This is a genomic window from Ignavibacteriota bacterium (genome assembly GCA_013285405.1).
In the GTDB taxonomy this organism is placed as follows: domain Bacteria; phylum Bacteroidota; class Ignavibacteria; order Ignavibacteriales; family Ignavibacteriaceae; genus IGN2.
This window is the reverse complement of the sequence record CP053446.1, coordinates 2,804,678-2,819,895: the sequence shown is the minus strand read 5'-3', so window position 1 is coordinate 2,819,895 and position 15,218 is coordinate 2,804,678. Positions and strand designations below refer to the sequence as shown.

The following is a 15,218-nucleotide window of genomic DNA, read 5'->3' as shown; positions in this document are numbered from 1 at the left end:
TCAGAATAATAGCTTTATTGAAATCCGGTGAACGCTCGGTAATAAATCATAAACAGAATACGCATAATCAAAATAAACCGCTGAGGATGAAACCGGAACATTTGCACCTGCACCGAAAGCAATTTTCTGGTCATCAAAATTAAATTTATAACCTCCACGAAGATAGAATCTGTCAAAGAATGAAAACTCAGTTCCTACTAACACACGTTCACTGTTATCATTTGGATGCGTAGCATCAATAGCGCCTCTCATTTTAACAAAATCATATTCAAAAACATCGAAGCCGATTCCTACCTGGAAATGTAGTGGAAGAGGATTATCTTCAGTTTGCATTCTACCGGGGACTATGCGTGACTGTGGATTAATATCTGTCCGCTCATAGTTAATATCAAGATCAGGACCATCGAATCTCAAATCACCGCCAAAATTAGACATGCTCATCGCGATAACAAGATTCTGAAAATCAAGTTTGTATTGAGTCCCGATATCGAAAGCCAACCCGCTCGCTGTTTCATTCCATATTTGCTGATAAACATATTTAGCAGTTACACCAACACTGAATCTATCAGTCAGGTATCTCGCAAAGCTGACACCAATTGCCATATCACCTGCGTCAAAAAATCTGCCTGTTCCATTTGGTTCCAACTCCGTAGTAATTTCCATTTCATTTGTGTTAAACATAATTAAGCTGGCACCAAACGCACCGACATCTTCAACATTATATACAATCGATGCAGCGCTGTGATCAAATAACGTCAGCCAATCCATATAAGAAAAGAAAACTTCAACGTTTCTGACCTTAACAATTCCGGCAGGATTCCAGAAAACTGCTGAAGCATCATCAATATATCCGACTACTGCACCAGCCATTGATTCTGCTCTTGCACCAATTGGAATTTGAAGAAACTGTGCACCACCAGTACCAAGATTTGGATTCTGAGCATAAGTGAAGCACGCAATTATTAAACTGAATAGAACCGGTAAAAACTTTTTCATAAAATTCTCCTGAATAATTTCGTGTAACTATTTTATTACAGCGAATCGTTCGAGATGTTCGGTATCCTGTGTCTTCACAAGATAAATATAAACTCCAGCAGATATTTCTCTGCCGCCTTCTGCACGTAAATCCCAAACTTCCGTTCCGTTTGTTGAGTTATGATAAATTGTTTTAATTAAATCTGCGTCAACTGTAAAAATGTAAATTGTACATTCCGGCGGAAGGTTAATAAACTGAATTTGTCTTAGAGGCTCTCTTCTAAGTTCACCGAATTCAGGTTCCCAAAGTGAAGCAACAACGTAGGGATTCGGAACAACTCTTATTTTATTCATACTCTGCGATATCTCAGCATTATTAACTTTCGCTCCGTCCAAACGGAAATAAAATTTATCTCTTATGTCAGGTAGTTTCGGTTTTACTGTCTGAACAGAAAATTTATTTCCGGGAGATGGCGGTCTTGATGTTGGAAATTCGATTGTTCCCTGAATACCATCAAATTCAAAAGTATCTAATGAATAAAGTGTATCAGCAACGATAGGTGTTCCTGAAACTGAAATAACTGCATAGCCTTTCTTTAATGTATCTGTACCACTATTATCAATGGAAATAATATAAAGAGCTTCCTTTACTAATGTTTCATCCACTACTTCAAAAGTCATTTCAACATTATCGTTACCGCCGATCCTAGATACTGACTGAATAATTTCCGGAGGTGTTAAAGAAAAAATAACACCATCACTTGTTGATTGAGTCTGATCAATCATAAAACCACGATTCTCAATTACATTCAACTCATTATTTCGATTAACCGTTATCGAAAAATTTATTACTATTAAATCTCCAGTTTGCGGACGTTCATCTTCAGTAGCATTTGGGTCATCAACCATCCCGATTCTTAAACCATGACCTGTTATATTCACTTCCCTTCCTCCCACCGGATAGTTGAATCCAGCTCTTATCACTTCGTTAGTGCTGAGATTTATTACATCGAAATTAGAGGAGCTGTTAAACTTGAGTCCATATTTGTAAGGCTGAGTTGATGCAGAATCTGTAATAATGATATTTACTGCGGTTGTCAGATTTCCATTTTCCTTTTTTGATATGAACCCGAAAGCAGTTCTGTACTCATTTCCTGCAAGAGATTGATCATCAATTGGTTCAATGTTGAGCAGATAATTTGATTCTCCCGAACCGATGTATTGAGTCTGAGCAACAGAAACCGGAGTTCTTCCGATTGCATCACTTCTTGGAATTAGTGATACAAGATTTATTGCATCGATATTTGTTCCTAACGGACATTCAAGACTTTCGACAAGAGTGTCACCTCTGTCATAAGATGTGATCGAATACCAGTATTCAAACCCATTTATTATAGTAGTGTCGGTGTAACTGTATTGCAGTCCGGTATTATCACCAATTGAATTGCTTAAATCATAATCAGAAAGCTTTGTCCAATTAATTCCTTTGTCATTGCTTCTGTACAACCGGTAACCTTCAAAATCATAATTACCACTGAACTCATCCAGAGTGTACTCTGCAATATCATCCCAGTATAAAGTTGCTTGCTTGTTTCCTGAAATTCCTGACAGGTTTGGACGCACCGGAGGTTTTGGCAAATGGAAGTTTGCTTCTACTGTTGATTTTGCTGTGGCTGCAGATAGCAGCATCTCTTCTTCAGTTTCTCCGGCGACTATTGCAGTTATAAAAACCAAAGTATCATTTCTTCCGAGTGTATAAGGTCCGGAGCTCATATTTGCAAGTAAATCCAGACCTGAAGCCGGGATAGTTGCCGGATCATCGAAATGTAAATCCGGGTTTCCGCCTATGTGAAAAAATTTTGGACCGAGAGTAGAGTTATAAAGATCAGGATCACTGGACATAATCCCATATTGAACTGTATCAATATCAAAATCATCATCATAAATATTGTAATGCATATCAGTGACGCCCAGTTCATTACCATTTACTTCAGGAGATTTGACAAACATAACTCCAAAAAATCCTGTTTTACCGCCCGGCCATTCTGATGAGATTCCATCATCAAAAAAATAGACAAGGTTTTGGTCCTTAATGATATTCAATTTGTCATCACCGTATTCAGGAGCCCCGCCTTCAACATTACCAACATCTATATCCACATACAAACTGAAGTAGAAGTCGTTCAGGTCTTGCTCTCCATGATTAGTAATTTCATATTTATAGAAGAGAATATTTTTTGCAAAGGTTACTCCGTAAGCATAACCTGTCTGAGCGATCTGAATACCTAAAATGGAAACTGTATTGTTGCTGTCATTATAAACACAGTAACTATCCTGATCAGATAAAATTAAATTGTTTCCGTTTGCATCTTTTACAGGCCAGCCAAGAGTTGGGTTCCAGTAAATTGGATTATCGCTGAAAGCAATTTTTGCGGAATCACGAAGATGATAACCACCAACAGCTTCCCATTCTTCGTTAGTTGTATATCTTCCCTGAACAACATTACCCGGAATTCCTGCGAATTGATTGATACGATAGATATAGTGTTTGGTACTGTTAATTGGGAATTCACCCGAAGGTCCCTGAGTTATTCTTCTCGGATAAAGTTTTCCTCTATTCTCAAAGAATAATCCAATGTTGCTGGCATTGTGTATTCCAGCAGCACGATCTTCAATTCCCAATACTTTTTGGAAGTCATCATAATTTAATTCAGTTCCATCTCTTCCGACCTGAGCATTGATAATTACTGAAGAGATTATCAGCAAAAAAAATAATACACTTGTTTTCATATTAATTCCAATTCCATTGATAAACAATTAAAACCTGATTGAAGCACCCAACCGAATTACTCTCGGCGGACCATAATTAGAAGGATCCTGCATATACTCAGTAGAATAACCACCTTCAAATGTAAAATCCGGATCGCCTGTATCAGGATAAATATATCGAATATTTCTATGATCGGTCAGATTATAAATTTCAGTAAATATTCTCATCTCGAGTTTTTCATAAATGAAGAATGATTTGCCAAGAATCATATCAATACTGTAAACGCCCGGTTGCCGAAGAGAATTTTTTTCAACATATCCAACATCTCTTCCTGATGGAGTGTAAGGTGCGCCGGAACTTGCTTTGATAATCAGACTTAGATCAATATTCTCAAAAATCGGGACACCGAAAACTTTCGGTCCTTCCTCATCCGGGATTTGATAAGTAGCTGAGGCATTGAGTACGTGAGTTCTGTCAAAATCAAGATAATATAATTGTGTGGATTCCGAGGTTCCCGGGTATTGTTCCTGTTCAGAAGATGCACTGCCTTTTGCAACCATATATGTGTAAGTCAGTCCTGCCGAGAAATATCTGTCAGGTCTCACGTCAAGAGTAAATTCAAATCCTTTAACGTTTGCATAATCGTCATTCACATAAAGAGTGTAACCAGTGTATCTTCCATCAACAAATGGAAAATAGTACCGTGTTCCTATTAATCCGGTAATATCTTTATAATATGCACTGATGTGTGCTGCAACCCGATCGGAGAACTGATGAGAAACTCCAACTTCGTAAGAGATTGTTCTTTCCGCATCAAGATCAGGCTGACCGAACAAGGGCTCTCTCACATTTAAATCATATTGATTATTTTCAAAGAGATATTGAAATTCAGGAATCTGGAAAAAATGACCGTATGCAAAATGAAGTTTTGTTCTGTCTGAAATTGGATGTGCAATTCCGATTCTCGGAGAGAACTGTGATCTTGAATCTGCGGTAATAATTGTGTTTGGATTAAGCGGGTCTTTTCTGAATGTTACATTAGCATTTGAATAATCCCACCTCAATCCCAGGTTCAGTACAAGATATGGTAATTCGATTTTATCCTGTAAATAGGCAGCAAGTTCGAAAGGTTCAGTATTGTAATCATTATAATAAGGGAAATTTCTTTGCGGATCGTAAACATAGAACAAATCCAGCCAATGCTGCTGGAACTGAGCACCGGCTTTAACTTCATTTATTTCATCGATCTGCCAGACTGCATCAATTTTAGTATCTGCAGTTACTGTCCGGCTATCCCATAGTTCAACTGGATCTGCTTTTTTGTAAAATTCAAATCCATCTCCATACTCACTGAAATATTCCCATTGACCAGTAGGTAAATAATCTGATGTGTCCTTATGAAGTCCTGAATAGTATCCCTGGTTAAAATATGAAGCTCTTATATCGTAGAAAAAATTGTTAGCTGCTGTATGAGTAAAAGTTAGCGAGCTTTGCCAGCTATCAGTATTAACTTTCAGATATCGTTCAGGAATATATTTATAAGAGTGACTATAGTTTTGATTGTTTCCTTTGCTTCCTCTGTTTTGTACTGAGATTTTAACAAGAGGTATTGAGGTTAATGTTAACTTAGTAAAAATTGAACTTAATTTGTTATAGCCAAAAGGCAGATAACTTCCGCGATTATCCATTTCACCTGAAACAAAAAAAGTTAATTTATTCAGAAAGAACGGACCGCTGAGACTTCCGTTAACTCTTGATTCATGAAGTTCAGAATATCTGTCAATTCCAAACTCACTGGTTCTTGCTTCGACCTTTGCTGAGAAATTCTCATCGCCATCTCTTGTTACTATGTTGACTACGCCACTGAGTGCATTACCATATTCAGCATTAAATGTTCCGCTAAGTAAACTCATTTCCTGAATAGCATCATTACTAATCTCAAGACTTAATCCGCCAAGAAGTGGATCTTTCACATAGACTCCATCAACGAGATATGCAACTTCATTAGATCGACCTCCTCTTATGTGTAAATTATTACTTCCGGTTTCAACAACTCCAGCCTGAAGTGAAAGTAGATCAGTAAAAGTGGAAACGGGAAGTGCTTCGATTTGATCTCTCCGGATAACGGAAACACTGCTCGTAACATCTCTCTGAATCATGGGTGTAGTTGCTGTAACAATAACTTCTTCAACTTGAATTGATTCAGGAGTTAACTCAGCAGGTAATTGTGTTGTCTGGTCAACTATTATTTGTAAATCATTGAAAAGACTTACCTGATATCCGATGTAACTTACTTTTACTGAGTAACTGCCGGGTGGAATGTTGAGAATTACAAAATTTCCATCCAGATTAGTTGCGGCACCAAATTCAGTTCCTACAATTATAATGTTGGCACCAACTAACGGTTCTCCTGTCTGTGAATCTTTTACTGAGCCTGAAAGTTTACCGGTTGTACCAGCATAAATAACATGGCCTGAGATTAATAGTAATAGTAAAAATTTTTTCATATTTAACTCCCGCTAATAATCAGATTTTGGCTAATAGCAATTTCGCCCGATTCTTTTAAGATTTTCTTTGCACGCACTTTATCTTTAACTGCACATGCGGTTGCGATAGCATTTATCAAAACGGAAATAGCAGCAAACGAATTTGTAAAAAGCATGTTACGGCTTTCCACAATCAGATTAGCTCTTGAATAAAAAGTAATTGGAGACGCTGGTTTATTTGTTATTGCAATTACGTCTATTTTTCTTTCTTCTGCAAATCTTGCAAGATCAACCGTTTCTTTTGAGTATGGCGGAAATGAAAACAGGATCAGGATATCTTTAGATTTAAGAAAAAGTACGCTTTCGTGAAAAAGTGTATGCGTATGCTTTAATGGGCTTGAATCAATTCCGACTTGTGTTAACTGGTAAGCAAGTATTTCTGCAAGCAAGTATGAAATTCCAAGACCACCTGTCATCACTCTGTCTGCAAACAGAATTCTATCGATAATGTAATTAAAAGATTTTTGCTCTATCAGGTTAAGCGTGTCATTAATATTTTTTATATCGAGGTTTGCTACCTGAGTCAGTAAATCATCTTCATCTTTCCGTTTTTTAAGAAGCGGAAAAATTTCTTTATTCTTCAAACCTTCCTGAAAAGATTCTGCAACCGAATCCCGTAGTTCGCTGAACCCTTTAAAACCAGAACGTTGAGCAAATCTTACAATCGATGCGACACTTACACCGGTTGACTCTGACAATTCCTGCACATTTAAAAATGGAATCCTGTCAAAATTGTTGATAAAATAGTCAGCAATCTTCCGATGATTTTTTGGAAGTGAGTTGTACTTACTTTTTATTTTTTCGGTTATTTCTTTATATCGTTCCATACAAATAAACAAGAATGTAGCACAGACTTTTAATCTGTGCTACGAAATTTTCCTACTTAATTAACGTCATTTTTTTTGAAATTAATTGATCACCTGTTTGCAAGGTATATAAATAAATACCGGATGGTAATTCTGAAGCATTGAAATTTTGAGTGTGGATCCCTGCCTCAAGATTTTCATTTACCAATTCTGCAACTTCCTCACCTAATGTATTGAATACTTTCAGTATGATATTGGATTTTTCAGGTACACTGAAAGTAATTTTTGTATTTGGATTGAAAGGATTTGGGTAATTCTGCAAAAGTTCAAATTGGTTTGGCAAAGGATCTATTTCAACATTCACTACATCGCTGAAACTAAATGTGCCGCCGAAATCAATTTGTTTCAGTCGATAACTTACATTCCCACTTTGAAGATGAGTTATATCGTCAACATAAGAATAATATTGAACTTCAGTTATTGTACCTCTTCCTTCTTCAAAACCAATCGCAGCCCAATCCGGATCAGAAGATGTCTTTCTCTGAATTTCGAATCCGGCATTGTTTATTTCAGTTGCAGTTGACCAATCTAACTGAACTGAATTACCATTTGCTGTTGCTTTAAAAGATGTTAATTCAACCGGGACAATTTGATTATACTTGATTTCGCAAGCATTCATATTGTTTAAGCAGGATGTTTGATCTGTTCCCAAAGATATTCCAAAATAAAAGTTGTATGATGCTCCTGGTCCTAAATTAATCGGCGCAGAACCCTGAACAGCAACTGCACCATCTACAGTAGAAGTTAACGGTGGATCGAAGCTATTTTGAGTTAACCAGGAATAAAATGAAGCATCGTTTGCATAACCAGAAACCCAGTCAATTACATTAAACGACGTTGTGGTTGGAGAAAACAGTTTCCATCCAACCCAATTAGTTTCATTCATCAATACGGTTTGAGAACCAGCATTGTATTGAATGACATCGTTTTCATATGTATCATCGACAGAAGAAATAATCTCCCCGCCCATAATAGCACTGACACCTGAAACATCATCATTTTTAACATTCATTTTTACCAAAAGGTACGCACCGTTCGTCCATCCATATATATTAATTATAGCTGTTATCTCAGGTGGTAAATTTGAATCAGAGTTATCAATTGTTCCTGTTACTTCAAAATCGCTTAATGATGGTGAAGAAACCGTACTCGCTGGTGTAACTGTTCCAGCATCCTGAGTATAGTCAAACACAGCGGTTGGATTAACACCAACTAGAAGTGAACCTCTATCAATTTGCCAGGTGACTAAATTATCAGAAAAAACACGTATTCTTCCAAAATTACTTAAAGTCACTCCAATATTTCCTGTGTAAAAACTTTGTGATGAAAGGTCAATGCAAAGCATAGAAACAAAAAAAATAACTAATAAAAAATATTTAGTTTTCATTTTTTTAACTCCTGATTATTTGATTAACGTCATCTTCTTTGAAATTACTTGTTTACCCGTCTGCAATGTATAAACATAAATTCCAGATGGAAGCTGAGATGCATCGAAATTATAGGTATAAGTACCTGCGTCAAGATATTCATTTACAAGTTCTGCAACTTTTTCACCGAGTGTGTTGAATATTTTCAAGGTTACGTTAGAAGCTTCCGGAACTCCGAACTTTATTTTTGTTGATGGATTAAACGGATTCGGATAATTTTGTTCGAGTACATATCCATCAGGTATTGTCTTATAGTCTGCTTCAACAGAAGTTAATTCATAATATTTTTGCTGAGCTTGTTGCAGGCTAGCTAACATCGCTGTCTCATTAACACCGTATGAAATAGCAACATATTGAACTATTGAATCTCCAGGTGCAATATTTACGGAATTATAAGCAGGAATTAATGTGGGACTATCTACGTTAGGATCATTCGGATCGGTAATAAATAATGAATCAAAAGAACTATAGCTTAACCAATTGTAGAGCGTTGTGTCCCCCAACCAATATTCATCATACCATACAAAAGCACCGAGCGATTTAAGATTTTCAGATAAAGGTAGAAAACCAACTGATTCATGCTTCCTAACTCGTATAATATTATCGAGAACAGAAAATGTAACCGTATCTTCGCCGCCATTTGATCCTTCTACTTCAGGAACATACTCGTAACCAACAATCGCATCAATTGAGTTTGCTTCCCGATTAATAACTGTAAATTTGATCAAAAACGAATTCATATTCTGCCAGCAATAAACATTTATCCTTTCCAGTACGTTAGGAGGGTTTGCAGAGTAATCATTATTGAAACTACCATATATCTCATAATCTCCGTATGAAGGAGTTGATAATAATTGAACAGGATCTTCGACTTCAACATCATTCTGCAAATCAAAAACTGTGGTTGGACCGGTACCAACAAGTATTGTTGCCTGATAAATTTGACGAACTGTATCTGGTAAAGAATACACTGCAATCCTTCCGTATGTAGAAACATAAACATTTATCTCATCCAGATATAAATCAACCTGTGAGTATGTTGGTTTATTAAAACAAATTAGACTTAATAAAACCAATGCACCGATTAGGAACATTTTTTTCATAGCACACCTCTTTTATTTGTGATTGAATATTTTATTATTTAAGAAGATCATTGCCAGCCCATTAAGTTTGGCGGAATTAAAAGCAAAAGTCCAAGTAACATTAAAATTATTTGTAAAGGTATAACCCACTTCGCCCATCTTTCCCACGGAACACGAGCCATTGATAATGCACCCATAGTAACAGCAGAAGTAGGGATAATTATATTTGTGTATTCACCGAATTGAAAAGCAAGTATTGCTGTTTGTCTTGATACATTTGCAAGATCAGCAAGCGGCGCCATAATGGGCATTGTAAGTGCAGCTTGTCCGCTTCCTGAATGTACAAAGAAATTAATTATTGCCTGAACTATAAACATTTTTTGTGACGCAAAAATTGGAGATGAAGATTCTATAAACGGCGAAAGTCCGTACAAAATGGTATCAATAATCTGTCCATCTCTTGAAATTACAAGTGTCGCTCTTGCTAGCGCAACTATGATTGCAGTTCCGACTAAATCCTTTGCTCCATCAAGAAAACCTTTAATGATATCATCGCTTTTCAAACCGCCCATAATTCCGACTGCAATTCCCATTATAAAAAACATTGCAGAAATTTCTTCTATAAACCATTTGAATTCAATAACACCAACAACGAGCATAATAAGAGATAACACAAATGTCAGCAGTACTATTTTATGTCTTAAAGAAAAATGAGAAGTGTTATTATAGATATGATCAAAGTGTTCTGTCTTTCTTCGCTCTTCATCCTGAATATAAGTCGGACTTGCTTTTGGATTTTTCTCTAATCGCCTTAAATAATAAAGTATAAATAAGATCGCGACAAAAGTTGAAATCAGCCAGCAAATAACACGATAACCAATACCTGAAAAGATTGGAACATCAGCAATACCCTGTGCAATTCCAACATTAAATGGATTGAGAAAAGCACTTGCAAAACCAACATGAGCCCCAACTAAAGGAATTGCCACACCGATAATCGAATCGTAACCAAGTGCAAGACAAATCGGAACGATTATTAAAACGAACGGAATAATTTCCTCATTCATTCCAAATGTTGCGCCTCCGATTGAGAACATAAAAATTAAAACCGGTACGAAAAGTTTTCTGAGTGTATTCGAATTGCGGTGCGCTTTTGCAAGCTTATTAATAAAGGAATTGATGGCATCTGTTTTTGCAAGTACGTTGAATGCACCGCCTACAAGAAGAATAAATCCAATAATCATTCCTGCTTCTACAAATCCTTTTAAAGGTGCGATAAAAATTGAAAATAAACCCTGAGGTTCGTTCTCAACATATTTGAATGAATTCTGAACAACTACTTCCCTGCCGTTTACGATCGTTCGTTCATATTCACCACCAGGAATAATCCATGTCATCGCAGCAATCACAACTAACAGAGAAAAAATCAGCAAATAAGTGTTCGGGACTTTCAGCCTGAATTTTTTTTCTGCGGATTTCATTCAATCACTTCTTTCGTTTTGAAATCGAATTTATCTCCGCTTAAAAGTATATGCATCTTTAAATTCTCAGCTCCGAGATTTCCATTTTTGTCAGTTCTGATATTTTCACATCCGGCTGCATCCAAAACAATCACCTGGTTTTCACCAAGAACTTCAAAAGTATCATCAGGATATACAATGATGCAGGTGGATTCATCAATGCAAATTCCTGGCAAATCCGGATTTTCAAGTACCACACTTATTGAACGATTAAGTCTTTTTCGTTTTATAAAATGCTGATCGATAAAGGCAGTCTTAATGAATCCAAATCCTTCTTTTACTTCAACATTATTTTTTTGAATTGAAATGAATATGTCAGATGAATCTTTATTAATTAATTCATTACCGGTAATCATCAATTCACTCATTACAGCAGCACCGGCGCTTGTTCCGCTAATGACACCGCCATTGTTGTAGATCTCATAAACTTTATCTAATAACTTCGTTCCAAGCATATCACGCGTTAAAAAACTTTGATCACCACCGGAGAAAAATATTCCTGTTGCTCCGGATAGTTTATCAACAAGTGAATCATTATCTGCATCTTCCCTGTTGAACATGATGTACTGCACATCTGAACAACCGAGACTCTTAAATTCCTCTACATTGTATTTGGCTGATTCTTCAGGTTCAGAACTCGCATTAGGAATGACAATAATTTTAGAATTTATTCCGCCAGCAAAATCAACAATTTTTTGCATAAGATAGGATGGTTTATCACCGCCACCAATTATTACAAGGTGACCTTTGTTCTGTGAACAAACCACTATACTAATTATTGATATGAAAATGAAGGTGTACAGTAAAGTTTTTTTCATGCATCCTCTTATTTTTTAACCAATTCAAGAGCTATTTCAGCAGATTTAACGAGGTCTTCAATAAAAATAAACTCATCATTTGAATGTGGATTTTGTGCGCCAATTCCAAGATTTACAGATTGAATACCTTTTTCATTTAATGAATTTGCATCACTGCCGCCGAGTGAAATTTTTGGAATTGGGTTTAATCCAACTTGCTTCATGACTCTGACAATCTCTTTGAAGACAAATGAATTCTCTGGAATTGTATATGGTTTAAAATCCCAAAACGATTCGACTTCAATTTTTCCACCAAGAATATCTGCTTCTTTTCTAAATGCGGCAATAGTAACGTTTAAATAATGTTCAACTTTCTGCAAATCGAAAGATCTTATTTCACCATTGAGTTCAGTGATTTCAGGAATTACATTTACAGCACTTCCGCCCTTTAGTATGCCTATATTCATTGTTGATTCATCATCAATTCTACCAAGTGGAAGATTATTTATTGCTCTTGATGCAATTAATAATGAATTTATTCCTTTCTCAGGTGAAATTCCGGAATGAGAAGCTTTGCCAATTACTTTCATTTTAAATCCCATCGCACCACAAGCTGAATAAATGAAATTTCCGGGTCTGTAACCTGAATCAAATACAAAACCGTATTTAATATTTCCATTTACCCCCAAATATTTTGAACCAAATAGTGTAGTCTCCTCACAAGTAGTAAAAACAACTGTAAAATCTTTGACGGGTATTTTTTCCTTTGCAATTTTTTCAAGTAAAAATAAAAGCACTGTTACACCCGCTCTATTATCAACTCCAAGTACTGTATCTCCGGAAGAAACAATTTTATCCTCCAGAATTTTTGGTTTGATATTCAAAGTTGGTCGCGCAGTATCCAGATGAGCAGTCATAATAAAGCTGCCACCTTCGCCAATTTTGCAAATCAGGTTACCGGTATTGCTTCCTGAAAATAATTTTGAATCGTCTTCAGATATGTTGTAATTAAACTTAGAAAGAAAAGATTTTATGAACTCAGCAAGGGGTTTTTCATTTCCGGAAAGAGCATCAATTTTTGCGATGCGAATGAATAAATCTATGAGATAATCCGTGTTCATTTGAAAATAGTATTACATCTATTATTAGAAATGAAAATTTTATTACATAAAATAACAAAAAAATAATTAGAGTCAAGCAGTGAATCAAAAATATTTTAGTTAAAAATACTATTAAAATAAAAAACCCCTCGCAACTGAGGGGTTTTTACTTAGTTATTTTCTTCTTTTATCTGATTCGTTTGAACTCGATCCTTCTGTTCAGTCTCCTATTTTCTGCAGTGTCATTTGGTACCCGAGGATTATCTTCACCGTATCCTTTTGCTATCAATCTGTCAGGGTTTATACCTTTAATTATAAGCCATGCTCTCACTGCATCAGCACGTCTCTGTGATAACGTCTGATTGCTTGCACTGCTTCCAACATTATCTGTATGACCACTTATTTCAACTATAATATCAGGATAAGTTTGTAATGTTTTCAGTGCACCTTGCAGAACAGATTCCGATTCTGGTGTAATGTCTGCTTTACCTGTTTCAAAGGTAATTCCTTCAAGAACAATTGGTACGTTAATCTTCACAACATCATCATCAGGATTTAATGGATTAGTACCTCTGTTAACCTCAGTGAAATCATCAATTGTTCCGCCATCTGTATCTGCTTTGAGAGGATCAGTCCTGTACATATTAACTTCTTCACCATCTTTTAATCCGTCAGAGTCAGTATCTGGATTTAACGGATCGGTCTTGTAAAGATTAATTTCATCACTATCAGAAAGAGTATCATTATCAGTATCAACTTTCAGAGGGTCAGTTTTATATTTACTAATTTCGTCACCATCTGATAAACCATCACCATCTGTATCAGCTTTCAGAGGATCTGTATTGTATGTTTTAATTTCTAAATTATCAGACAAACCATCACCATCTGTATCAGCTTTAACAGGGCTCGTCGAATAGGTTCTAACCTCTTCACCATCAAGTAAACCATCACCATCTGTATCTGTATTGAGCGGGTTCGTCATATAGGTTCTAACTTCTTCACCATCTTTTAAACCATCACCGTCTGTATCCGGATTATTTGGATCTGTTCCAAGTTCTTTTTCCTCACTTTTTGTAAGTCCATCACCATCTTTATCGGATGAACCGCTTCCACTTACAAAAATTAATCCGATACCTGCATTGTAGTAACCATCATAAGCTTCTTCTTTGTTATTTTGTTTATTGTTGTAGCCGTTTATATCATCGTTACGTGTGAAAGTGTAGCCTGCAGAAAAATCCAGAAGAACTGCATCCGAGACAGCCACATCAAAACCACCACCAACGGGGAAGAATGCTGTCCAGGCTTTTTCTTTTTCTGGCATATTTTCTGGTTCAACAGTAGTAGGCTTTTTATCATTATCAAAATATAATCCACCAGCACCACCATAAATAAACGGATCCCAAACATCCATATCAAATGGCGATAAAATAAATCTAAGATCTATTGGAATTACATTTGTATTCCATTCCTGATTATTAAAATCAACTCCTCTCAATTGACCAAATCCAGCACCTATTTCAGTTTCCAGTACAGGTGTAAAGAATTCAAATCTGCAAAAAGCTCTTGCAAGATATGAGAATTTGAAATCGGCGTCGGCTGGTTTAAGATCCTTGTCAAATTCTGTGTCAGAAAGAAGCCCATTAAATTGTAATCCGATTTTTGCTGTGTAATCATTAAACTGGGCAAAAGACATTGATGAAAAAAACAGGACAAGAATGATGAACACTGTCCAATTTGTATTATTAAATATGCTTTTCATTATACCACCATATTTTATGAGATTATTTAGAAAATGTGTTTATGACAATTAAAATGCCATTACTAAAGATATATTTATTCAGTTATTCTTCAAATTTTAACTACTTTTTTACCAATTCAAAATTAATCATTAAGCTAATTGTAAGCAAAATTATCTAATTTGACGACAAGTTTTACTGGGAAACAAATCTGGGATAGTCAATGAGCAAGTGGTCCTGGTGAAGGATTTTTTTTAATTTTATTCAATTTTCTACTTGACAATCTAAAAATATTTTTTTAATTAGCTGACAGCAAGAGGGCAAATTTTTGAAAGTGTGTCATAAACTTCCTGATAATTCCCTCGCAAATAAATAATTCAATTTGCTCTTAAAAGAGGA

General features: G+C 35.8%; 10 protein-coding genes. All 10 read right to left on the bottom strand.

Going from position 1 to position 15,218, the window contains the following annotated elements:
* Complete coding sequence (locus HND39_12310) at nt 1–996, bottom strand: PorV/PorQ family protein (protein ID QKJ96999.1); 996 nt, start codon at nt 994–996, stop codon at nt 1–3.
* 27 nt (nt 997–1,023) lie between these two features.
* Nucleotides 1,024–3,765, bottom strand: coding sequence for a hypothetical protein (locus HND39_12305; protein QKJ96998.1), 2,742 nt, complete (start codon nt 3,763–3,765; stop codon nt 1,024–1,026).
* A gap of 27 nt (nt 3,766–3,792) precedes the next feature.
* Nucleotides 3,793–6,252, bottom strand: a complete 2,460-nt coding sequence (locus tag HND39_12300; protein QKJ96997.1) for a TonB-dependent receptor — start codon at nt 6,250–6,252, stop codon at nt 3,793–3,795.
* A 2-nt stretch (nt 6,253–6,254) separates the two neighbouring features.
* Complete coding sequence (locus tag HND39_12295) at nt 6,255–7,118, bottom strand: MurR/RpiR family transcriptional regulator (protein QKJ96996.1); 864 nt, start codon at nt 7,116–7,118, stop codon at nt 6,255–6,257.
* A 52-nt stretch (nt 7,119–7,170) separates the two neighbouring features.
* The gene (locus tag HND39_12290; protein QKJ96995.1) at nt 7,171–8,544 is read right to left on the bottom strand and encodes a T9SS type A sorting domain-containing protein; all 1,374 of its coding nucleotides are present in this window, start codon (nt 8,542–8,544) and stop codon (nt 7,171–7,173) included.
* Nucleotides 8,545–8,559: 15 nt separating this feature from the next.
* The gene (locus tag HND39_12285; protein QKJ96994.1) at nt 8,560–9,687 is read right to left on the bottom strand and encodes a T9SS type A sorting domain-containing protein; all 1,128 of its coding nucleotides are present in this window, start codon (nt 9,685–9,687) and stop codon (nt 8,560–8,562) included.
* A 47-nt stretch (nt 9,688–9,734) separates the two neighbouring features.
* Complete coding sequence (gene yfcC / locus HND39_12280; GenBank protein ID QKJ96993.1) at nt 9,735–11,147, bottom strand: putative basic amino acid antiporter YfcC; 1,413 nt, start codon at nt 11,145–11,147, stop codon at nt 9,735–9,737.
* Complete coding sequence (locus tag HND39_12275) at nt 11,144–12,004, bottom strand: cyanophycinase (protein ID QKJ96992.1); 861 nt, start codon at nt 12,002–12,004, stop codon at nt 11,144–11,146. The genes yfcC and HND39_12275 overlap by 4 nt, the downstream gene beginning before the upstream one ends.
* An 8-nt stretch (nt 12,005–12,012) precedes the next feature.
* On the bottom strand, nt 12,013–13,104 hold the full coding sequence (locus tag HND39_12270) for a M20/M25/M40 family metallo-hydrolase (GenBank protein ID QKJ96991.1): 1,092 nt from the start codon (nt 13,102–13,104) through the stop codon (nt 12,013–12,015).
* A 166-nt stretch (nt 13,105–13,270) separates the two neighbouring features.
* Complete coding sequence (locus HND39_12265; protein QKJ96990.1) at nt 13,271–14,842, bottom strand: OmpA family protein; 1,572 nt, start codon at nt 14,840–14,842, stop codon at nt 13,271–13,273.
* Nucleotides 14,843–15,218: the final 376 nt, after the last annotated feature.

Bases quoted from the DNA above. Each gene is read 5' to 3' on its own strand.
- HND39_12310 (QKJ96999.1), bottom strand. From the start codon at position 996: ATGAAAAAGTTTTTACCGGTTCTATTCAGTTTAATAATTGCGTGCTTC.
- HND39_12305 (QKJ96998.1), bottom strand. From the start codon at position 3,765: ATGAAAACAAGTGTATTATTTTTTTTGCTGATAATCTCTTCAGTAATT.
- HND39_12300 (QKJ96997.1), bottom strand. From the start codon at position 6,252: ATGAAAAAATTTTTACTATTACTATTAATCTCAGGCCATGTTATTTAT.
- HND39_12295 (QKJ96996.1), bottom strand. From the start codon at position 7,118: ATGGAACGATATAAAGAAATAACCGAAAAAATAAAAAGTAAGTACAAC.
- HND39_12290 (QKJ96995.1), bottom strand. From the start codon at position 8,544: ATGAAAACTAAATATTTTTTATTAGTTATTTTTTTTGTTTCTATGCTT.
- HND39_12285 (QKJ96994.1), bottom strand. From the start codon at position 9,687: ATGAAAAAAATGTTCCTAATCGGTGCATTGGTTTTATTAAGTCTAATT.
- yfcC (QKJ96993.1), bottom strand. From the start codon at position 11,147: ATGAAATCCGCAGAAAAAAAATTCAGGCTGAAAGTCCCGAACACTTAT.
- HND39_12275 (QKJ96992.1), bottom strand. From the start codon at position 12,004: ATGAAAAAAACTTTACTGTACACCTTCATTTTCATATCAATAATTAGT.
- HND39_12270 (QKJ96991.1), bottom strand. From the start codon at position 13,104: ATGAACACGGATTATCTCATAGATTTATTCATTCGCATCGCAAAAATT.
- HND39_12265 (QKJ96990.1), bottom strand. From the start codon at position 14,842: ATGAAAAGCATATTTAATAATACAAATTGGACAGTGTTCATCATTCTT.